The sequence below is a fragment of the Lactobacillus gallinarum DSM 10532 = JCM 2011 genome (assembly GCF_001434975.1).
In the GTDB taxonomy this organism is placed as follows: domain Bacteria; phylum Bacillota; class Bacilli; order Lactobacillales; family Lactobacillaceae; genus Lactobacillus; species Lactobacillus gallinarum.
This window is the reverse complement of sequence record NZ_AZEL01000002.1, coordinates 17,346-39,038: the sequence shown is the minus strand read 5'-3', so window position 1 is coordinate 39,038 and position 21,693 is coordinate 17,346. Positions and strand designations below refer to the sequence as shown.

Here is a 21,693-nt window from a genome sequence, read left to right as displayed (position 1 = left end):
ATTACTAGTCCTTTAATTCTTTCATTACTTTATTCATATCATTAATATCTTCAAGGCTAAGATCAATGGTCTTACCGTCAGCTAAACGCTTAACATTCAAGATGCCATTTTCAAGTTCTTTTTCACCTAAAGTGATTACATACTTGGCACCTTCACGGTCAGCCTTCTTGAATTGGCCCTTAAGCTTCTTCTGGTTAACATCAAAATCAGCTTCAAAGCCTTGCTTACGCAAGCTTCTAGCAATTTCGATAGCCTTTTGAGCAGTGCCATCACCGATATTAGTAATGAAGAAATCAATGCCTTTATTTTCAAACAAAGCTGGATTTTGCTTTTCAAGAACAAGCATTAATCTTTCTTCACCAATACCAAAACCTACAGCTGGAGTTTGTGGACCATTGAATTCTTCAACCAAATGATCGTAACGACCACCACCCAAAATGGTAGTTGCTGATTCCCAAAGACTCTTATCTTCAACCATGAACTCGAAAATAACGCCAGTGTAATAATCAAGACCACGAACCAAATCATCATCAATCACATAATCAATACCTAATTGATCAAGCATCTTCAAGATTGATTCAAAGTTAGCCTTAGAATTATCATCCAAGAAATCACGAATCTTAGGTGCATCTGGTAAGAACTTCTTATCACGATCATCCTTAGAATCCAAGATACGAAGAGGATTATCACGTAATCTTCTTTGAGAATCTTCTGATAATTCGTCCTTAACTGGAGTGAAGTAATTTACTAATGCATCGTGATAATCTTTACGAACTTGCTCATTTCCCAAAGTATTAATATGCAATTGGTAGTTCTTAACGCCAAGTTCAGCCAATAAATCGTGACCCATCATGATAGTTTGAACATCGGCTAATGAGTTGCTTGAACCAAAGCTTTCCACACCAATTTGGTGGAATTCACGTTGACGACCAGCTTGAGGCCTTTCATATCTGAAAGTTGATTCCATGTAGAAAACGTTAAATGGCTTAACAACTTCAGGTGCATACATCTTATCTTCAACGTACGCACGTACTACACCAGCAGTTCCTTCAGGGCGAAGTGCAATATGACGACCACCTTTATCGTTAAAATCGTACATTTGCTTTTCTACGATTTCGGAACTATCACCACTTGAACGAGAAAAAATCTCATAGTTTTCAAAACTTGGTGTACGAATCTCGCGATAATTTGCACGATTGAAAAAGTTTCTAGCAGTTTCTTCGACTTTTTGCCATGAACCAGATTGTTCAGGCAAGATGTCCACTGTACCTTTAGGTTTTTGAACTCTCATTTAATCATCCTTTGTATATTTTGATATCCTGTTAAAAAATAAAAAAGCACCCTTGAAATAAATCAAGGGCGCTTAGATTAGCACGGTACCACCTTATTGGTTACTACGATTAACGCTCGCAAAACGATCCATTATCTGGTAAAGGTGTCACAGACTGCGATCTATCTGCTCTTTCACCAACACAAGCAGTCTCTTTCAATAGATCATTGCTAATCTTCATTCTTTGTCATCGATAATTCTTTTATAGCTTATATTTTTTAGTGCAATAAGTCAACCCATACAGCTGATTTTTACATTGGCAATTATCGATAACTTTTATGACAATTTATTTTTCAGGCTTATAGTCTTTATCAATGATCAAAACAGGCTTGATAGTCTTGCCTGATACTGAATCACCATCGGCAGTACTAATATCTTCAAAGTCATAGAACCTCTCAGTCTTTTCATAATCAAACATGCCAAGCTTATTGAATTTAAGCAATCTTGGAACATCGATTTGGGGAATCGCATCCCCCATGTTGATACCAACAACCTTACGGTCACTTGTGCAAAGATCATTCCAGGTTGAGAATTCAATGTTGTGTGGAGTAACAGCAATCGCAGCTTCATTACCACCTTGTGCAAGTGAATCAATTCCTTGCTTCATAACTGCTGGCAAACCAGTAGTATCAACGGTGTAGTCTACATCATAGCCATCAGTTAATTCCTTAATCTTTTCTACAGGATCTTCTTCTTTAGAGTTAATAGCAGCAGTTGCACCTAATTCTTTGGCTAATTCCAAACGTGAAGGCACGATATCCACTGCAATTACTCTAGTACAGCCAGAAATTCTACCAGCCATCATAGCTGCAAGACCTACGGCACCAGTACCAAAGACAGCAATTGTTTGACCTGGACGAGGCTTCAAAGTATTGAAAACAGTACCTGAACCGGTAATGTAACCACAACCTAAAGGACCGGCCTTGCGAAGGTCAACATCGTCATCAACCTTAACGCAGTTTCTTTGGTTAGTAACCGTAGTAGTGGTAAATGATGATTGATTGAACATGTCTGAAATATGTTTGCCATTTTCTTGGAATTGGTCATCACCGTCAAAACGAGTGCCTGATAAGTTATATTTAGCATAATTACGACATTGAGTTGGAGAATACCTTCAAGACACTTATCACAAAGACCATCTGCGTAGAAGGCCATTACTACGTGGTCACCTGGTTTTAAGTTTTGCAATTCAGAACCAACTTTTTCAACAATTCCGGCACCTTCGTGACCTAGAATTACAGGATAGCCAAGTGAAGCATCACCTTTTCTAATGGCTTCGTCTGAGTGACAAATACCACTGGCAACCATATGAACTTGGACATCTGTTGGACCAACATCATGTAGTTCAATATCATCTTTGATTACAAAAGGATCGCCCATTTTTTCTACAACAGCTGCTTTAATTTTCATAATTTTTGCCTCTTAATTCTATTTAATAGTCATTTATTAATTTCGATTTCTGAATTAGAGATTTCGAATCAAACCTTACAAACTTATTTATGTCTAAAATTGACACCGCTTACAATAACAAATATACTAACAATCAATAATAGAATTATAGGTGCCTATATGAATGAAGATTTAATACACGAATTTTTAACCTTAAATAAAACGGAAGCGTTGCAAAAAAAAAGACCATAAATTTATTCCTGATTATGATCAAAAATCAATTGTAAAAAATAGCGATAACAAAGATCGTATCCCCATTTTTACGCCTGATTTTTTAGAAATTAATTATTGCTTAAGAGGTACTGCTCATGAAATAGTTGGCAGCCATCAGGTAACTCTATCTCAAGGAGACATTTTAGTAATCGATGTAGGTACGCCTCATTCAATCAAAGCTTTAGCAGATAACGACATTTTAATTAATATTTTGCTTAGAAATAAAATTGATTCTTCTTTAGGAAAGATCATAAATTCTAGCAAAAATGCCAATATTCACTCCAAATTTTTATTATCTAATGACCAATTTAATAAGTACCTTATTTATCGCTCCACTCAAACTGAGTCTCAGCTTCAAAATCTTGCGGATTTAATCATCGAAGAATATTTCCAACTAGGAGAATTTTCAGACGATCTTCAGACGATCTAATCAAGAGTTATCTCGATAGTTTCCTCATCCTTCTTTCACGAAACACCAGCCTATATTCTGGAACAATGATCGGCAAAAACATTTCACATTTAGTCTCAGATATGATTAAGGAAATCACGCAAAACTATCAAAATATTTCCCTGAATAATTTAGCTAGACAAACAAACCATAATCGCTCTTACCTAGGTTCCACTTTAAAAAAAGAAACCGGCATTTCATTCTCTAAGGCTTTAACTGACCAGCGTTTACTCGTTGCATATAATTTGATTAATATTAGCAATAAAACCATTTTAACGATCAGCCATGAAGTAGGAATTAGTAATCAAACTTTCTTCTACAAAAAATTCCAAGAGAAGTTTGGTCAAACTCCAAACAATATTAGAAAAAAGAAAAAGCAGCTGCATTATTAAAAAAGGATTGATTTATTCCGTTTAACACCGAAATAATCAATCCTTTTATATTATTTATTTTTACTAAAGATCTAGCACAATGGTGAATGGCCCATCATTCTCAAGTTCAACTTGCATGTCTGCTCCAAATTCACCGGTCTCAACATGAAAGCCATCAGCTTCAAGCTCTTTATTGAAATCTTCCCACAATTCCTTAGACTTAGGTGGACGCATAGCATCGACAAAGCTAGGACGGTTACCCTTCTTAGTGTTAGCCATTAGCGTAAATTGACTAACACTCAAAATTTCACCGCCAACATCTTTCAAAGATAAATTAGTCTTACCATTTTCATCTTCAAAAATACGCATCTTGGCAATCTTGTCAGCTGCTTTTTTCACAACTGGAAGTTCATCCCCATTTTTGATGCCGACTAATAACATAAAACCCTTGCCAATTTTACCAACGGTTTTACCGTCGATATTTACTTGAGCATGGTTAACTCTCTGAATTACAACTCGCATTAATTATCTGACCTCTTAGTTTCATAAACATCTGGAATATCACGCAACTTGCTTAAAATCTCATCAAGCTGCTGTGAATTCTTAACTGCAACTGTCACATACATATGAGCAATGTTGTCTTCATTAACCTTACCTGAAATATTATTAATATTCTTAGTAAGTGAATTCAACTTATTAATTACATCACTGAGCAAGTTAGAACGATTGTAGCCAAAGACTTCGATATTCGCATTAAATGATTGAACGCTGTTTTCTTCAACATTCTCCCATTCAACATCAATTAAACGGCCTTGCTCTTCTGCTTCCTTAGTAATATTTCTACAATCGGTTCTATGGATAGTCACTCCGCGGCCTTTAGTAACATAACCGATGATCTTGTCACCAGGAACAGGGTTACAACATTTAGCTAAATGAAGCATCAAATCACTAACGCCTTGAATCATGACGCCATTCTTATGCTTGACCTTCATTGTAGAACTAGGGTTTTTCTTTGGTTGCTCATCTTGAATAGACTGCTGACCAGAATTAAGGATCTTTTCTTCTAATTCTTTTTGCTTTTGCTTTTCGTCTTCACGACGTAAGTCAACGGTCAAACGGTTAACAACGGCTTGAGCTGATAAATCACCAAAACCAACTGCAGCATACAATTCTTCCTCAGTATGGTAGTTAAAGTGATCCAACAATTTTTCAACGTGCTCTTTATCCATGAAGTCTTTAGGAGCAAGTCCTTCTTCACGAATCATATTAGCTACCATTTGTTCACCGTGAGTGGTGCTTTCTTCACGGTCTTGGCCTCTGAAGTAACGACGGATCTTGTTACGTGCTCTTGAGGTCTTAACCATATCGGCCCAGTCACGTGAAGGAGTGGCATTAGTTTGCGTCATAATTTCAATGACGTCACCGTTTCTCAACTTGTAGTCAAGTGGAACCAACTTGTTATTTACTTTGGCACCAACCGCATGGCTACCTACTTGGGTGTGAATTGCGTATGCGAAGTCCAAAGTTACAGAACCCTTTGGCAATTCGTAAACTTCACCCTTTGGTGTGAAGACGTAAACACGGTCAGAGAAGATATCACTCTTAACTGACTTCATGAATTCGCCGGCATCTTTAGTTTCATCCTTCAATTCAAGAATTTCACGAACCATGTCTAGCTTTTCACCAGAAGAGCTTTCTTGCACACCAGTGAAGTTACCACGTTTGTATGCCCAGTGTGCGGCAACACCGTATTCAGCAACCTCATGCATTTGTTCAGTTCTAATCTGAATTTCTAGTGGACGACCGCCAGGTCCAATGATAGTCGTATGCAAGGATTGATAGCCGTTAACCTTTGGCATAGCAATATAATCTTTAAAACGCCCAGGCATTGGCTTCCATTCTGTATGCACAGCACCTAAAACAGCATAACAATCACGGACATTTTTCACAATTACTCGGACAGCAAGCAAATCGTAGATTTCATCAAAATCCTTATGCTTATTAACCATCTTTTTATAAATGGAGTAAATATGCTTAGGACGACCATAGATTTCATACTTAATGCCTAATTCATCCAAGGTCTTTCTCAGAGTCTTAATGGTATCAGCGATATACTTTTCTCTTTGACTTCTTTTAACATCCATTAAGTTAACGATGCGGTAGTAAGCCTCAGGATTTAAGTAGTGGAAACTCATATCTTCCAATTCCCACTTGATAGTACCAATACCTAATCTATCAGCTAGTGGTGCATAGATATCCATTGTTTCTGAAGCGATCCGGCGTTGCTTATCAGGACGCAAATGTTGCAAAGTATGCATATTATGCAAACGATCGGCCAACTTAACCATGATTACTCTCAAATCTTTAGCCATCGCAATTAACATTTTACGGTGATTTTCTGCTAAAAATTCTTGGTGAGACTTGTACTCATATTTGTTTAATTTGGTTACACCATCAACAATAAAAGCAACGTCTTCGCCAAATTTTTCCTTTAATTCATCATTGGTAACCGGTGTATCCTCAACAGTATCATGCAAAAAACCTGCAGCAATTGTATCCGGATCTAGGCCAAGCGTAGCCAAAGTTCCTGCAACTTGCGTTGGGTGAATAATATAAGGTTGTCCGGATGCCCGTTTTTGGCCAGCATGTGCTTTATTTGCAAATTCATATGCCTTCTCTACAAAAGCAACCTGATCATTATTCATATACTTTTTACAAGTATCAATCACTTGATCATGCGTCATTTCAATGTATTTAGACATTCTGGTCATCCCTTCTAACGGTAAATATTTTTATTCATTAAGCCAAAGGCTTCAATTATTAGATAAATCAAGCCAAACATTAAATTATATAAAGCAAATTTAGGCAGAATTGCTAAGCAAAAAATGATCGGCAACAATAAAAGCCACCATTTTTTAAGCTTTAATTTCAAGATTAAATTACCAACATGATAGGCGATCAAACTATTAATTATCATAAATAATATTCCCTCACGCCAAACAATTGACACGTGAAGAAGACTTGAAATGTAAGGCAAGATTGCCACTAAAATACTCCACCAGATAAGCGGCATCCATTGATAGGTGTTTAATTTTTTGATTATCGGAATGTTCTTAATTTTATCCCCTATTTTTCTCATTAAAAATTCGTGCCTCTCATCAAAGTTTAATTTAATTGATAATATTTTACCACGATTATTTTTCTTTTCTAGTGATAGCAAGTCCAACCCAACGACCTTGCTTCATGGTAAGATCAATCTTAAAACCATTTTCATCTAATGCTTTTTCAATCTTAGGCAATTGTAAGTAATCAATTCCTGAGAAGATAACCTGTCCACCTTCATTTAAGTGAGCATCCATTTGCGGAATAAGTTCAAGTAAAATTTCAGCTAAAATATTAGCCACGATAATATCAAATTTTCCATTTACATCTGCTAATAAGCTAGTTTTTTGAACACGAATATTTTTAATATCATTTAAAGCTGAGTTTTGTTCTGTGGCGGTCATTGATTCATCAGAAATATCAGTAGCTAAAATGTCTGTTGCACCAAGTTTTGAAGCAGCGATTGCCAGGATACCTGAACCAGTACCTACATCAACTACGCTAATTGGCTTCTTAACGATTGCGCGTTCAAGCCCCATCATTGCTAATTGAGTAGTCTTGTGATTACCGGTACCAAAGGCCAAACCTGGATCAAGCTTAATTAATTGTTGATCCTTAAAGGCAGGCTTATAGTCTTCCCATTTAGGCACAATAGCCAAGTGACGAGAGAAGTTGATCACATGGTAGTACTTTTGCCAAGCCGTGTTCCAATCTTGGTCTTCAATATAAGAGCTAGTAATTTTGGCATCCCCAATATTAAGACCATAGCCCTTAAGTTCTTGCATCTTTTCTTGGAACTTTTTAACCAATTCATCTTTATCTGCTTCTTCATCAAAGTATGCGTAGAAATAAGTATCTTTAGGCAAATCCTTGATATCGTCCATATCAACAACAGTTGAATCATGTAGCCAGCCAGCTTGTTCAAAATCGCTGCGGTTTCTAGATTCAACGCCTAAGGCATTCAAATTATCCATAGCATAAATGCTTAAAGCATCTTCTACTTCTTGACTAGTATCGATTTTAATAATTAATAATTTCATTATAGTAATCTCCTTTTGGGATTTTCTTTGTACAATGCTATCATGATAAAGGTGATAAATATGTCAAAGAAAAAGAATAAAAAAAACAAACTTGAAAAAACTTTAGTTGAAAAGATCTTAGATCAAAATAAGATCAAATATCGTCAAGCTTCATTTGCAGTCACCAAAGATAAAGGTGGCGTTGCACAGATGGACACTTCTATTCTAGAAGACAAAGAGCATTTAGTCTACAAAACGTTAGTCTGTGAAGGAAATAAAACTGGTCCATTAGTTGGTGTTGTTCCAATTACAGAGCACTTAAGCATGAAAAAATTAGCCAAAGTTTCTGGCAACAAAAAGTGTGAAATGCTTCCTTTGAAGAAATTAGCTAAAACTACTGGCTATATTCATGGAGCTAATACGCCAATTGGCATTTACTTCAAAGAAAAACTACCTATTTATCTAGATGATTCTATGAAAGGCAACGAAGAAATTGCCGTTTCAAGTGGTGAATTAGGTAGAAGCGTTTTCTTAAATCCTGAAGACTTGGCAAGATTCTGTCATGCACCTTTTGTCGATTTAAAAGAATAAAAGCGTTTTCAAATAATTGAGTCATCATCTTCTTTTTATGTTAAACTATTCATGTACCACATATAGAAACATGACAGATATAGAAGAAGATGACTGAATTGAATATATTATTAGGAATTGTTGGTTTTACAGTTGCTATGCTTGCTGCATTTGTTGTTACAGCAGTGGCGATTTCGAATTAACCAAAAATAAAATTGATAACATATTACTGATATAAAAAGAGCAGCTTGATGTTGCTCTTTTTATTTGCCCTCTGTTATTAAATTAAAGTAATTTTTCTAATATTATTTTCTTATGGTTAGTCGACTCGCTTTTTACAGATTATTAGTTTTACAAAAGAATTACAATTATTGAGTATCATTGTTATTTTTTGTGCTAAGTTAAAAGTGTTAAAGCTGATAATAAACGTTATATAACTTTTAATATCTAATCTTTCAAATTTCTAAAATACAAGGAGTTTAAGGAATGAAACATAAAAATAATTTAAGCTTCAACGCTAAACTTAACGGTAAGCAAAAATTTGGTTTTAGAAAATTATCTGTTGGTTTAGCTGCTGTTGCTCTCGGCACTACCTTTTTCTTAAGTAATGGTCAACTTGTTCATGCTGATGTTGAAAATAATACTCAAACTTCAGAGGCAAAAACTGAAGAAGTTGATAGTCAATCTCAATCAACTCCAAATCAAGATGAACATGTAGAAAAAGTTGATCAACCTAGTCAGTCTCAACAAGTAAAGGAAGAAAATAATTCTACTGCAGCTAATGAACAAACTGCTACAAGTAAAAATGATGAAGCAACTGCTACTTTAAAGATTAAAAAACAGCCTTCATTAACTGATCCTAAATTATTAGCAGAAAATAAAACTCAAAGGAATTTAGATAATTCTACTAAGGTAGAGACTATTTATGATACTTCAACTGAAGACCAACAAAAGCACTCTGTCATCGGTGGTCAAGGTTAGGTCAAAGTTGAAGTTACTAGTCCTGAATTTCAAGATGTTAAAAAAGGGGGATAAATATTCCGTACAATTTGGATCAGTTCAAAACTTTAACTATGATCAAACACCGCTTGCTGATGATTCATCATCTAAATTTGAAATATCAAATAAAGGAAAAGGTCTTTTCGAATTAACTGCAAAAAATAATTATGATCATGGCAAGTTTGACATAACTGCATCTGTTATGCCTAAAGAAATAGTTACAGAAGACAAAACCATTGAGATGCCTATAACTATTTCTCATAACGATAAAATCATTATCTCTAAAGAAGCATCTATTAATTTAAGACCTGCTCCTAAGCTTACTTATGAAGAAAGTCACCCACTAGTTAAATATGTTTGCTTTGGTCTCGATCCAAATTCAAATACAATTGGCTGGGGTATTTACTTAAATTACAACAAAAAGAATTTAAACGATTTGAACTTAAATGCCAAATTCAATAGCAGCATATCTTGTTGCTGATGATGAAATTGTAGATCAAAATGGCTACCCATTAAATGCCGCTAATTACCATTATAAAAATTACAATGCTGATCTATCCAAGTTTATTCAAGATCAGGTTCCTAGTGATAAAAAAACTTTAGTCATCAAATCTGAAGGGCCATTCAAGGTCGGCAATAAAGATTATTCTAAGCAACCTATCTATATTTACTTCAAGACCCAAATACCTAAAAAAACAGGTGATGGTTCATATGCTTCGGATTTAAATTTAACTGCTAAAGGTATTAAAGTAACATTACCGCAAACATCACTAAGTCAACCTGGTAATTCTTACTCAGATAGTGGTAATCAAACAGTCACGGAAAATAAGACTGTTAAAGAAATTATTAATTATATCTATGGTAACGGAACTAGAAAAGGCCAAACTGCCGCTACTCAACAAATTAAAGAAATAACTTATACTCGCACAGGTATAAATAATTTCGACAAAACTGGCATTCACTGGGGAGCTTGGTCTCATTCACAAGAATTTGAAAGTGTTGCATCACCTAATACCAAGGATAGCCATTACACTATTAAATCTCTAGATTCAATTCCAGTAGTTACAACTTCTATTAGTGAAGACGGAGAAATCAATGTTGGCAAGACAACTGCGAAAGTTACAAAAGAAAATGGTGTCACAGTATTAACATACAATGTTTATTACTATGCTCCAGAAAAGGCATCTGTAACCTTCTGGGATGACACTACTAATGAACCATTAAGTACTTATTTAACAGCTAATCACCAACAGGATGAATTTACTGACGAATACGGCTACGCTAATGATGATTCCACCAAACAAGCAATTTCATTTAAGGGTGCAGATGCAGTTGTTCAATTCTTAACAAACCATCACTTCAAATTTACTGGTGTTACTGGAGCTGGTTCAGTTTCTAGTGATGATTACAGTAAGATCTCATATGGCGACTTTATAATTATGAAACTAAAGATCAAAACTTTGTTCTCCACTTTATCCATAAAACAAAAAAACAAGCACAAACTGCTACTGTAAATGAAGTAATCAAAGGCTACTACGAAAATGGTCCTAAAGCTCAAAACTTTACAGGCATCAGTGATCCTAATGCGGTAGTTCCAGCAAATGCTGAAACAGCATCCCCTAACTACACAGCTTCAGTTTCATATACCAGAACAAGAACCATTGATTTAGTTGAGGATCCTAACGGCACTTCTACTAAATGGTCAGATTGGTCAGTCCAAGACAATCAATCCTTCCCTGCTATCTCATATGATAACGGTATTATTAAGAATCAAATTTCTGATAACTATTACCTGAACAAGAATGGTGTAGTACATATTATTGGTACTGAGGATGGATTTAAAGTTACTGCTGATTCTAATGGTATTTCAGCAATTACCCCATCTTCTGATTTCTTAAGCAGTTTAGTTGCTAAAAACAATAATCAAGGTTCTGCTCAAATCAACGTTTGGATACCTTATACTCTTCATGAAAACATCACTGTTCATTATATTGATGAAGACACTAATGCTGAAATCACCCATAATTCTAATAATAAAGTCGATGCTTCTAAATTGGCTGATCCTCAAAATTATCAAAACGGCATCCCTAATACAACTGTTACAAATCGAACTCAATCAGTTATCGGATACTTAAAAGGATTAGGGTATCAATTTGATAAAGAGGCTACTGAGGGGCAACAATCTAATCATGTAAAATCATTAGGCAATGAGTTCACTTTTAACCTCAGCGAGAAAAACTTTAAAGGTAACAACGGTGTGAATGCATGGAATAGCAAAGATTTGTCCTTTGACAACACAGAGAATCCAAACGATCAGAATTATTACGTTTACCTTTACCATGCAGTTCGCACTGATCACCAATATAAGTCAGTCAAAGAACGCGTATCTTACTACTACGAAAATGGTCCAAAGCAAGGTCAACCTGTTCCAGATCGTTTCCAACCTAAAGACTATGATCTTTACTTTGTTCGAACCCAAGATGTTGATCTGGTTACCGGTGCCAAAAAGGATTGACTAATTGGTCACTTGATGCTAAGAAGACTAGCACTAATAACAATGGTCTTTCATTCAAAGCAATTCCATTTAAAGATCTTTACCAAGAATTAGATGATGGTTATACCATTGATCCTAATGGTAAATTTATCATTACTGATAACACTGGTAAGCATGAAAGTGAACAAGCTCTAATTGTCAAAGGCGAAAATGGTAAAATCAAAGTAATTCCATTTACTAATGATGAAATCACCAACTTACCAGAAAATGGCGTAATTGGTATTCAAGTTCCATATGCTGTAGTTATCCCTACTCCAGGACCAGAACCTAAACCAGAGCCCAAGTCACAACCTAAGAAGCCCGAACCTAAACCAACTCCTAAGCCAACTCCAGAACCAGATAAGCCTGTAACCCCTACTCCAACTAAAACGCCTAAACACAAGAAACGTACTCCAAAGAAGAATCACTCATGGAGTTCTAACCATAATCCAAATGGTGAAAATTTAGACCACAACAAGAAGAGAGACTACAGCTTTAACTACGTTCCAAAGAGCGAAGACTACAACCACAATATTGGACCAAAGGGTCAGAATATCCCTACTAACCAAAGTTTGACCTCTTCAAAAGCAGACCATAACTCTGCTTCCACCAACACTCTTCCAGAAACTGGTGAAAAGAAGTCTAACTTAGGCGTAATTGGATTAAGCTTAGCAGCTATAGCTGGTTTAATGGGACTTGCTATTAAAAAGCGCAAGGATTAAATAAAAGCATAAAATAAGACTCCTGAAATATCAGGGGTCTTATTTTTATTTAGCACGACTTGGAATTTCAATAGTTGTCTTAGCAATAATGTGATCTTTCACTTTGGCTAAAAATTCATTTAGATAATAACCATCTTTTAATTCCAATTCATCATCCAAGGCATAGACTGTTAATGAATAATTATGCGTCTTATCTGGTGGCATAGGACCTGTGTAGCCCAATACCGGTCCTGAATCTTTGGGCAAAAACTTACTAATATTGCTGTTATAACCTTGAACAAAATCAATATTTTGATGATGTTGACTAATATCAGCGGGAATATCTTTGACTGGCAAGTTTGCAGCTAACCAATGAATCCAAGTAAAACCACAAACTGGAACTGAATCATAATCATAAAAACAAACTGCTAAGTTTTTTGCATCTTTAGGCACGTCAGAAACAAAAATGGGAAAAGAGCGGCTAGGCTTACCTTCAATTTTTTGATCTGCAGGTGCGAATTTGCTATAACGATCAAATAAGTAACCGTTCATTGTTGGTACTTCAATTTTCATATTATCACCTCATGTTCATTATATTAGTCCTTAACTCAAAAAGGTTATCAAAAGCAAATTAAAAGAGCCAGAAAAATCTGACTCTTTTTTGCTATTCAACTTTATTAATCCGCATGTCTCCACTTCTTGTCTGTTAAGATACGTGCGGCAAGCAGCCCAAAAGGAAGTGCAATGACAATCATCAATGCTTCAGTAATCCAGTAAGCACCGATATTAATGTTAGTAATACCGAAGTTGAACACTGCGCGGTACATATATAGTCCTGGCACCATAATTACGATTGAAGGAACAGTAATCGCAATTCGTGGGAAACCAACTTTTTGTCTAACAATACTTGCCAAAAGCCCGGAAACAAGAGCTCCAATAAAGGCTGCTAAAGCCGGTGCCATATGAGCGTAATCAACTAGACTCAGTCGTAAAGTATTAGCCATCGCACCCATAATTGCGGCAGTTGCGGCCATATTCGGACGACTATTAAACATAATTGAGAAGCCAAATACCCCGCAGAAGCTGGCAATTAAGCGCAAGAATGTTAGCATCCCCGGATTAATGCTCAACTTAAGCATGGAACCCGGATGCAAATTCAAAATCGTAGCCACTGCCCACCCTGACATGGTGGCAATCGTAATGATCAAAAGCGCATAGGTCATTCTCTCAAGCCCAGATCTCATATCTAGCTTAGACATGTCCAGTCCTGAAGTAATGAATGGAAATCCCGGAATCACGAACAGCATTGCACCAATATAGCCGTAAGCATGATGATAATCCAAATGGAAAATCATCTTGCCAATGTGAAATGTCAAGAAGTAAACTGCACAAGCAACTGCTACAGCAACCGCGATTTTAGCTACAAGGGTCATTTTCCGCTTGCCCATGAGTGCTCGAACATAATTTCCTGCCCCTGCACCTAAGAAGGCACAGATAACTTCAGGCCAGCCGCCACCTAGTAAAAAGATAAAGCCTGCACAAGCTAAACCGGAACTTAGACCCGCAATTACTGCAGAATATGCTGATTTTTGATTTTCGATCTCACGCAAACGCTTGTGAATCTGTCCAATATTCCAATTACCATGACCTGCTTCAAACTGACGAACGAATTTTTCTAGTTCATTCAATTTAGTCATATTAACATCAGTTGCTGGCAAAGATAGCGTCTGTGAATATGACTCATTATCTACGTCAAAACAGGTATACTCGATTGAAACCAACCCAATATCCGTCGAACAGGTAATTCCTAAAGTTCTCGCAATCGTGTCCATCGAATCACGTACACGCCAGGCTCCTGTCCCACAACTTAACAGCATAATCCCTACTCGGCCAACAATTGAGGCCTTTTCTACTAGAGTAGCATCCTGTGCCATCGTCTTATTATCACTCTTGAAAAATTCCTCCCATAGAATCTTCATGTGATGTTTTTGCGACAAATGATATTCTCGTTCCTTTTCCTTCATTAGATTAATTACTTTCCCTCATTTTTAAAATTAATTAAAATACGCTTTTCTATTTTAACACAGTAATATTTACGGAAAGCATTTTATATTTTTCAAAAAATAAGCGTTCCATTTTACTATTTTAAATCTATAATGAATATATGAATCATATAATAAAGGACGGTTTATAGTGGCACAATTAACCGATGAACAACTTGCTAGCATTGCACATGACTTTTATCTCAGCAAGTTAAATATCGCAGAAATATCACAAAAATATAACCTATCGCGCTATTTAATCACTAAGGCGTTAGACGATGCAGAAATGCGCGGAATCGTTAAAATCAAAATTACTCAAGGAATTAAACGCAATCAGGTTTTAGAACGAAAATTCCAAAAGCTCTTTGGCTTAAAAGAAGCTTTTATTCTCAAAAGTTCTGAAAATGATGCTAACGACGATGAATCTGTTGTCAACTTCGCTACTAAGCAAATTCAAACTTATTTGCAAAATACCCATATCGCCGGAGTCACATGGGGCAGTACAATGCGCGGTGTAATTAACAACTTTAATGAAGAAAACTTTAATAAGCTCTACTTCATTCAGCTCCTAGGGCACGCCATTAATGCAAATCGCCGCAAAAATCCTTTGGTCCAAGACGCTGCAGAGAAATTCCACGCTAAAAGCTTAGGATTGCCTACGCCACTTTACATCTTAAATCCTAAAATTATTCCAGCTTTAAAGAAAGAACCCTACTTTAAAATAGTTGAAAATTGTTATCACAACTTAGACCTTCTTTTTACCGGACTAGGAACTCTTGATTCATTCAAGGCTAATCCATTCTTAGATAAAAATTACGGTCCTCAACTATTTAAGAACATTCCAGAAGAACAAGTGGCCGGATTAATTATGGGACGTCCCTATAATATCAACGGAGAATTTTTCACTGATTTCGAAAAACACATCTGTGGTATATCAATGAATGACATTATGCAAACACCTACACGCTTCTGCGTTGTTAATAATCGCTTTAAGTCTAAAGCACTATTAGGCGCTCTGCGTAGCGGCATCATCACCCACTTGGTTATTAATGATGATTTGGCCCACCGCGTTTTGCGAGAAGCAGAATAATTATTAGAGGGGATAATTATGAAAAAATCAAAATATGATCTATGGATCGGAGCAATCAATTTAATCAACTGTTGTCTATTTATCTGTTCCTGGTTTGCAATCTTTGGTGCAGATTTCACAGCTAAAATTGCCTTCTTTTTCTATCTTTTTGCCTGGATTGGCGTGATTCTTAATGCAATCGCCGTCGTTCAATCACACAACTTAAGCATTTCATTAATAGGACCGATCTTAGGCGTAATCGGCAATGCCTTATATGGTTTTACCGCTGTGTTAGCCTTACCGGCAGTGATTATCAATATCATTTCTGCATTCTTTATTTTCATGCAGCATAACAATAAGAAAAAAAGTATGATCAGATTAACTTTTCGATAAATTCGATCTACAATGACGGTAGAGGTGATAATTATGGAATTTAGAGTAGATGACTGTATTCCAGATGTTGAAACAATTATGGCCTTAGCCGAGGACATCGCTGATTTTAATTTAAACGGTAAAAAACTAGAAGATGTTCATGTAGGAAGGATTAGCAATGTTTAAAGTTGCCCGAAAAAGTTTGTATCAAAAAATGCATCCCTGATTAAACAGATCAAGGGATGCATTTTTTTAGCCTAAATATGAAATGGCAACTTGCAATTGTGCCAGCTTCATTGCTGCCTGAGCTACATTCTTGCGGTCAACATCAACATAAATTTCACAGTGGTCTTCGTCAAACTGATACCCTGAACCAAGAGCAATATCTGCCGCAGTCTCATATAATTCCATATCTTCTTGATTAGGATCAAGTTTAAACAAAATTCGACCGCCATCACTTACGCGGCAATGATCTTCATCTTCCTTTACCCATACATAAACGGTATCGCCATAAGAATCAATCATCATTGTCGCAATTTGCATGGTTTGATCATCAACCCAAATAATTTTGGTCTGATCGGCCGCATATTGGCCAATTTCATTATCTAATTTTTTAAGTTCGTCTTGTCTCATTTTTACCTCTAACTACTACTTCACTATTATCATAATTTTAATTGTAACATATCCACCCTTTTCTGCTACATCCCCTTGACGGTAACCGCTTTCCAATTATACGGTGTTATTATCACAAATCGGAGAAAAATTATGAAAAAACAAGGTTTATCTGTTAAAAATGTTGTCGCTATAGGGATCGGTTCTGCCATCTACGTTATTCTGGCGCGCTTCACCTCAATTCCGACTCCTATTCCTAATACCAACATCGAGCTAGTCTTTCCTTTCCTAGCTCTTTTCGCAGCCATTTATGGTGCTAAAGTCGGTTTTGCGGTCGGTTTCATCGGCCATACCCTATCTGATTTTATTATGTATGGTCAAACCTGGTGGAGTTGGGTTTTGGCTACTGGTGTACTTGGTTTGATTATTGGCCTTGCCTGCAAAAAGCTTGATTTGAAAAATGGTATTTTCGGTATTAAGCAAATTTTGCTATTTAGTATCACTCAAATTATTGCCAATATCATAGCCTGGATAATCGTTACCCCTATCGGAGACATTATCATCTATAGCGAACCTGTTAACAAGGTATTTGTTCAAGGAATCAGTGCCACCCTCTCAAATGGTATCACCATCTTGATAGTTGGTACGCTTTTATTAAAAGCTTATGCAGGTACCAAAATTAAAAAAGGCAGTTTACGTAAAGAAGATTAGAAAGACTTAGGCATGACTGAACCTATTATTACTTTTAAAAACTTTTCATTTAAATATGACAGCCAGGCATTCCCGACGCTACAAGACATTAATTTAACTATTAATCGCGGTGAAAAAATATTGATTGCGGGACCATCTGGTAGTGGCAAGTCAACTATTGGCCGCTGCATCAATGGCTTGATTCCTAATATTGATACAGGAACGATTACAGGCGAATGCTTGATTAATGGCAAAAATATCAAGGAGACCGACCTCTTTGACCTCTCATTTACTACATCGACTATCTTGCAGGATACTGACAGTCAATTCATTGGTTTAACTGTCGGTGAAGATATCGCCTTTGCACTAGAAAATGATTGTCGTCCGCAAAACAAGATTAGACAAACTGTTCACCGCTGGGCTGACAAGCTAGAGATCAGCGATTTATTAAAGCAAGCACCGCAAAGCCTGTCTGGCGGACAAAAACAAACCGTGGCCCTTGCTGGCGTCTTGATTGATGAATCACCTATTATGCTATTTGACGAGCCCTTAGCCAACTTAGATCCCGCTTCAGGGATGAAAACGATGGCGTTAATCGATCAAATTCAAAAGGAATTAAACGCCACAGTAATTATTATTGAACACCGTTTAGAAGAAGTGCTCAGCCAACCGATCGACCGCGTCGTTTTAGTCAATGATGGCAAAATTATCGCCGATAAATCACCTAACGACCTGCTTCATCAAAACAAGTTAGAAGACATCGGTGTAAGAAGTCCACTTTATCTAACTGCTTTAACCAAAGCAGGCGTTGACTTGGATGCCATTCCTGATCTCACCTCAATAAAAGCTCTACCTGATGACGAAAAAATTGGACAAAAATTACAAAAATGGGCAGATGATGCTTCTTTGACTTCTAAAAAAGAAGAAAAACAGCCCCTGCTCGAATTAAAAGGCGTAGGACACCGCTATAACCATTTACAAGTTAATCCACTGCGCGACGTTACAGCTACCATCAACAAGGGAGATTTCGTTTCCATCGTAGGACAAAATGGTGCAGGCAAAACTACGCTTTGTCGCCTGATCTGTGGCTTTATTCCTAATGAAGGTAAAATCTTATTTGATGACGACGACCTATCGCAATATTCTATTAAACAAATTTCTGAAAAAATTGGTTATGTCATGCAGGATCCTAATCAGATGATCTCGCAAAAAATGATTTTTGATGAAGTTGCTTTGGGTTTATGCCTACGTGGTTACAGCAAAGATGAAATCAAGGATAAGGTTTTTAAGACTTTGAAAATCTGCGGTCTTTACCCTTACCGTCATTGGCCAATTTCTGCTTTGAGTTTTGGTCAAAAAAAGCGTGTGACCATCGCCGCTATTTTGGTTCTAGAGCCTGATGTCATCATCCTAGATGAGCCAACCGCTGGTCAAGATTGGAAGACCTATACAGAGATCATGAGCTTTTTAAAGAAGTTGAATGAACAAGGCAAGACGATCATGATCATTACCCATGACATGTACCTGATGATGGAATACACTAATCGCTCATTGGCTTTTGCCGATGGTAAACTAATTGCGGATACCGAACCGATTAGATTATTAACCGAAAAAAGTTTAATTAAAAAGGCTTCTCTTAAACGAACTAGTCTCTATGACTTGGCTCATAAATATAATTTAAGAGATCCTAATTACTTTGTCCGCGCTTATGTCGATTCAGAAAGGACCAGTCAAAATGCATGATCAAAACCAGATTCTAGGCTACCAGCCCGGCACCAGCTTTATCTATCAACTAAACGCGACTACTAAGCTAATCTTCATGTTGCTGGTCTCGGCGGCTTGTATGATCACTTATGATACACGCTTCTTACTCGCAATTTGTGTTTTCTCGATCATTTTATTTAAAGAAGCACAAATTAAATGGTCACAAATTTCCTTTATCGTGAAATTTATTGTTGCCTTCATGATTTTAAATTTGATCTTTGTTTATCTTTTTCAACCAACTTATGGTCAAGAAATATATCATTCACGTAGCATCATCATTCATGCTGGCTACTTCACTCTCACGATCCAGGAAGTCTTCTATTTATTCAACTTGCTACTAAAATATATCTGCTCAATTCCGATCGTCTTATTATTCTTGTTGACGACTAATCCGAGTCAATTCGCCGCTAGTTTGAATAAAATTGGCATTAGCTACAATATCTCTTACGCAGTGGCGCTGGCTTTACGTTATATTCCTGACATTCAGAATTCATATTGGGCTATCTCTGCTGCTCAGCAAGCTCGAGGCAACGAATTGTCAAAGAAAGCTAAGTTATCGCAGCGAATCAAAGGAACTTTAAACATCATTATGCCGCTTATTTTCTCTAGTCTGGAGAGAATCGATACCATCAGTACCGCCATGCAGCTACGTCGCTTTGGTTCTAAGAAGAAAAGAACCTGGTATGTAGCTCGATCATTTAAGAAAGAAGATTATTGGGTGATGGGATTGTCAGTCTTGTCTATTTTAATCGTGATTTTGCTCTGGCAATTGAATCATGGCCGCTTTTATAATCCATTTATGTAGCAAAAAGCTCTATCGCTTTTTGACGAAAAATAATTCTAATAAGGTTATTACTTCTAATTAATCGGAAATGAAAGGACCATAAGGTAAAATGAGAAAAGTTGTTCTATTTATTGCAATGAGTCTTGACGGATATATTGCAGATAGTAATGGTGGTGTTGAATGACTAAAGGGACAAGGTAATGATAACGAAAATATAGATACCTATTCTGAATTTACCCAAAATATAGATACAATTTTAATGGGCTGGAACACATATCATCAAATTGTTACAGAGCTTTCTCCGACAAAATGGATATATAGCGATTTTACTACTTATGTGATTACACACAATAAGAGTAATTCTAACAAGCAAATTATTTTTACAGATGTAAACCCTATAGATTTATTGGAAAAATTAAAGCAACAAGATGGCAAAGATATTTGGATTTGCGGTGGAGCTAATCTTGTTCAACAGATAATGCGTGCAGATTTAATTGACAGATATTACATTTCCATTATTCCAACACTTTTAGGGAAAGGGATTAAACTTTTTGGAGAGCTGCCAAAAGAACAAAAACTATCATTAGTTCGAACACGCAATTATAATGGAATTGTTGAGTTAGTATTATGAACACAGAACCAGACACATAGGTGCAGAGTCATTGAATTTGTGAGAAATCACAGTTCGTTGACTCTATTTTATTTCATTAGGTTTCCTATCAGGCCAGGAAGAACAGATTGACGGCATAACTTAATAAAAAATGTCTGTTAAGAAACAGCTTATTCAGCGCACCTAAAAAGCTGCTTATTGCCTAAATTTGGACAACAAGCAGCTTAAAATTTTGGAATATTATCGTGTCAGGCTCTTAACTTAATGACATTGATTTTGCATTAGTCCTTTTTATGTTTTTTTCTTTTTATCATCGTCATCAATCGTGACAACTTCAGGCTTCTTAGGAATTGGCGGTGTAATAACTTCATAGTTACGCAACCGTCGTTCTAAATAATCATCTAATCGCTGCGTGATATCTTCATGCACAATAATCGCCATTACACTCACCCACCTTTACTACATTATATATTAGAAATGTAAGTTAAATAAAGTGATAACCAGATAAGTCATACCGCTGGCAATTACGGGACCGGCAGCCACGCCCTTAAATACTACTACGCCGATGATCGTTCCTAAAACCAAGGCGACAGTTACTTGTGGCACGGCGGCTAACTGATCAACGCCATATCTTGACAAAATAGCTACAGCAATCCCGGCTAAGATAGCGATCCACCCTGCTGGCGATTTGAAAGTATTGATCAAATCCTTAAAACCAATCTGCCCTGTCGCAATTGGAATCAAGATTGCCACTGAAATAACGGTGACGCCCCAATTGATACCTTTGGCTTGAATCACTGGCAGCCACTTGCTGGCAAACGGAATTAACTTTAACGCCATCACTACGCCTGTAGCGATGATCAATGACATGTTTTTACCAACCAGGGCGACAACTAATACTAATGCTAAAAATAGCCAACTCTCCATATTTTTCCCCTTCATTTTATCTATCTTTCATTTAAATCTACACAAGAAAAAAGTTAGTGAAGCTGACTCACTAACTTTCAATTAGAAT

Annotated in this window: 24 protein-coding genes and 2 pseudogenes; 15 read left to right on the top strand and 11 right to left on the bottom strand. The window is 36.5% G+C overall.

The features are described 5' to 3' along the window. Window positions 1–4: 4 nt before the first annotated feature. A complete protein-coding gene (hisS, locus tag FC37_RS00275; protein WP_025005815.1) occupies window positions 5–1,291 on the bottom strand; it encodes a histidine--tRNA ligase in 1,287 nt (428 codons plus the stop codon). 325 nt (window positions 1,292–1,616) lie between these two features. Further along, window positions 1,617–2,740: pseudogene (locus FC37_RS00270) on the bottom strand (NAD(P)-dependent alcohol dehydrogenase). Between the two features lie 783 nt (window positions 2,741–3,523). On the opposite strand from FC37_RS00270, the gene FC37_RS00265 reads away from it, so the two are divergent. Continuing rightward, a complete protein-coding gene (locus tag FC37_RS00265; RefSeq protein ID WP_162255096.1) occupies window positions 3,524–3,832 on the top strand; it encodes a helix-turn-helix domain-containing protein in 309 nt (102 codons plus the stop codon). A gap of 63 nt (window positions 3,833–3,895) precedes the next feature. Here the strand turns inward: FC37_RS00265 and dtd are convergent, their stop codons facing one another. Genes dtd through prmA form a run of 4 tightly spaced genes read right to left on the bottom strand, consistent with a single transcriptional unit; the run spans window position 3,896 to window position 7,953 of the window. Next, the gene (dtd, locus tag FC37_RS00260) at window positions 3,896–4,333 is read right to left on the bottom strand and encodes a D-aminoacyl-tRNA deacylase (RefSeq protein ID WP_025005814.1); all 438 of its coding nucleotides are present in this window, start codon (window positions 4,331–4,333) and stop codon (window positions 3,896–3,898) included. Beyond that, window positions 4,333–6,573, bottom strand: a complete 2,241-nt coding sequence (locus FC37_RS00255) for a RelA/SpoT family protein (protein WP_056945427.1) — start codon at window positions 6,571–6,573, stop codon at window positions 4,333–4,335. The genes dtd and FC37_RS00255 overlap by 1 nt, the downstream gene beginning before the upstream one ends. Before the next feature lie 14 nt (window positions 6,574–6,587). Continuing rightward, the gene (locus FC37_RS00250) at window positions 6,588–6,950 is read right to left on the bottom strand and encodes a hypothetical protein (RefSeq protein ID WP_025005813.1); all 363 of its coding nucleotides are present in this window, start codon (window positions 6,948–6,950) and stop codon (window positions 6,588–6,590) included. Between the two features lie 55 nt (window positions 6,951–7,005). Next, entirely contained in the window at window positions 7,006–7,953 is a 948-nt protein-coding gene (gene prmA, locus FC37_RS00245) for a 50S ribosomal protein L11 methyltransferase (protein ID WP_025005812.1), read from the bottom strand. 60 nt (window positions 7,954–8,013) lie between these two features. Here prmA and FC37_RS00240 point away from each other — a divergent pair, with 60 nt between their 5' ends. The 7 genes and pseudogenes from FC37_RS00240 to FC37_RS10545 all read left to right on the top strand — a co-directional run bounded on the left by FC37_RS00240 (window position 8,014) and on the right by FC37_RS10545 (window position 12,756). Next, window positions 8,014–8,523 carry an aminoacyl-tRNA deacylase gene (locus FC37_RS00240; protein ID WP_025005811.1) on the top strand — a complete coding sequence of 170 codons (510 nt, stop codon included), beginning with the start codon at window positions 8,014–8,016 and terminating at the stop codon, window positions 8,521–8,523. A 465-nt stretch (window positions 8,524–8,988) separates the two neighbouring features. Then, complete coding sequence (locus tag FC37_RS10620) at window positions 8,989–9,483, top strand: YSIRK-type signal peptide-containing protein (protein WP_025005810.1); 495 nt, start codon at window positions 8,989–8,991, stop codon at window positions 9,481–9,483. Window positions 9,484–9,517: 34 nt separating this feature from the next. Further along, window positions 9,518–9,982: a hypothetical protein gene (locus FC37_RS00230; protein WP_056945426.1), complete on the top strand. Its 465-nt coding sequence runs from the start codon at window positions 9,518–9,520 to the stop codon at window positions 9,980–9,982. Then, window positions 9,948–11,015 (top strand): mucin-binding protein, encoded by a 1,068-nt coding sequence (locus tag FC37_RS00225; RefSeq protein ID WP_025005808.1) that lies wholly within the window; start codon window positions 9,948–9,950, stop codon window positions 11,013–11,015. Before FC37_RS00230 ends, FC37_RS00225 begins: the two co-directional genes overlap by 35 nt. Continuing rightward, window positions 10,922–11,236: pseudogene (locus tag FC37_RS11030) on the top strand (hypothetical protein); the annotation flags it as partial. The gene FC37_RS00225 and the pseudogene FC37_RS11030, both read left to right, overlap by 94 nt. Window positions 11,237–11,554: 318 nt before the next feature. Further along, window positions 11,555–12,016 (top strand): hypothetical protein, encoded by a 462-nt coding sequence (locus FC37_RS00220; RefSeq protein WP_025005807.1) that lies wholly within the window; start codon window positions 11,555–11,557, stop codon window positions 12,014–12,016. After that, window positions 12,013–12,756 carry an LPXTG cell wall anchor domain-containing protein gene (locus FC37_RS10545; RefSeq protein WP_025005806.1) on the top strand — a complete coding sequence of 248 codons (744 nt, stop codon included), beginning with the start codon at window positions 12,013–12,015 and terminating at the stop codon, window positions 12,754–12,756. The genes FC37_RS00220 and FC37_RS10545 overlap by 4 nt, the downstream gene beginning before the upstream one ends. A gap of 45 nt (window positions 12,757–12,801) precedes the next feature. On the opposite strand, the gene FC37_RS00210 is transcribed toward FC37_RS10545, so the two are convergent. Then, window positions 12,802–13,308: a YbhB/YbcL family Raf kinase inhibitor-like protein gene (locus FC37_RS00210; protein ID WP_025005805.1), complete on the bottom strand. Its 507-nt coding sequence runs from the start codon at window positions 13,306–13,308 to the stop codon at window positions 12,802–12,804. A 104-nt stretch (window positions 13,309–13,412) separates the two neighbouring features. Beyond that, complete coding sequence (locus FC37_RS00205; RefSeq protein ID WP_025005804.1) at window positions 13,413–14,759, bottom strand: threonine/serine exporter family protein; 1,347 nt, start codon at window positions 14,757–14,759, stop codon at window positions 13,413–13,415. A gap of 169 nt (window positions 14,760–14,928) precedes the next feature. Here FC37_RS00205 and FC37_RS00200 point away from each other — a divergent pair, with 169 nt between their 5' ends. The 3 genes from FC37_RS00200 to FC37_RS10920 are packed head-to-tail and all read left to right on the top strand — an operon-like array spanning window position 14,929 to window position 16,404. Further along, on the top strand, window positions 14,929–15,867 hold the full coding sequence (locus tag FC37_RS00200) for a sugar-binding transcriptional regulator (RefSeq protein WP_025005803.1): 939 nt from the start codon (window positions 14,929–14,931) through the stop codon (window positions 15,865–15,867). An 18-nt stretch (window positions 15,868–15,885) separates the two neighbouring features. After that, complete coding sequence (locus tag FC37_RS00195) at window positions 15,886–16,239, top strand: hypothetical protein (protein WP_025005802.1); 354 nt, start codon at window positions 15,886–15,888, stop codon at window positions 16,237–16,239. Window positions 16,240–16,272: 33 nt separating this feature from the next. Further along, window positions 16,273–16,404 (top strand): hypothetical protein, encoded by a 132-nt coding sequence (locus tag FC37_RS10920; protein ID WP_269082135.1) that lies wholly within the window; start codon window positions 16,273–16,275, stop codon window positions 16,402–16,404. Between the two features lie 66 nt (window positions 16,405–16,470). Here the strand turns inward: FC37_RS10920 and FC37_RS00190 are convergent, their stop codons facing one another. Next, a complete protein-coding gene (locus FC37_RS00190) occupies window positions 16,471–16,851 on the bottom strand; it encodes a DUF1828 domain-containing protein (protein ID WP_025005801.1) in 381 nt (126 codons plus the stop codon). Window positions 16,852–16,983: 132 nt separating this feature from the next. Here FC37_RS00190 and FC37_RS00185 point away from each other — a divergent pair, with 132 nt between their 5' ends. The 4 genes from FC37_RS00185 to FC37_RS00170 all read left to right on the top strand — a co-directional run bounded on the left by FC37_RS00185 (window position 16,984) and on the right by FC37_RS00170 (window position 20,699). Continuing rightward, window positions 16,984–17,541 (top strand): ECF-type riboflavin transporter substrate-binding protein, encoded by a 558-nt coding sequence (locus FC37_RS00185; RefSeq protein WP_025005800.1) that lies wholly within the window; start codon window positions 16,984–16,986, stop codon window positions 17,539–17,541. Window positions 17,542–17,553: 12 nt separating this feature from the next. Further along, complete coding sequence (locus tag FC37_RS00180) at window positions 17,554–19,263, top strand: ABC transporter ATP-binding protein (protein ID WP_025005799.1); 1,710 nt, start codon at window positions 17,554–17,556, stop codon at window positions 19,261–19,263. Beyond that, window positions 19,256–20,089: an energy-coupling factor transporter transmembrane component T family protein gene (locus FC37_RS00175; RefSeq protein WP_025005798.1), complete on the top strand. Its 834-nt coding sequence runs from the start codon at window positions 19,256–19,258 to the stop codon at window positions 20,087–20,089. The genes FC37_RS00180 and FC37_RS00175 overlap by 8 nt, the downstream gene beginning before the upstream one ends. Window positions 20,090–20,327: 238 nt before the next feature. After that, on the top strand, window positions 20,328–20,699 hold the full coding sequence (locus FC37_RS00170) for a dihydrofolate reductase family protein (RefSeq protein WP_233186977.1): 372 nt from the start codon (window positions 20,328–20,330) through the stop codon (window positions 20,697–20,699). A 270-nt stretch (window positions 20,700–20,969) separates the two neighbouring features. Here FC37_RS00170 and FC37_RS10440 read toward each other — a convergent pair whose 3' ends face one another. After that, window positions 20,970–21,119: a hypothetical protein gene (locus FC37_RS10440; RefSeq protein ID WP_164477377.1), complete on the bottom strand. Its 150-nt coding sequence runs from the start codon at window positions 21,117–21,119 to the stop codon at window positions 20,970–20,972. 30 nt (window positions 21,120–21,149) lie between these two features. Next, a complete protein-coding gene (locus tag FC37_RS00165) occupies window positions 21,150–21,605 on the bottom strand; it encodes a DUF441 domain-containing protein (RefSeq protein ID WP_025005797.1) in 456 nt (151 codons plus the stop codon). Window positions 21,606–21,693: the final 88 nt, after the last annotated feature.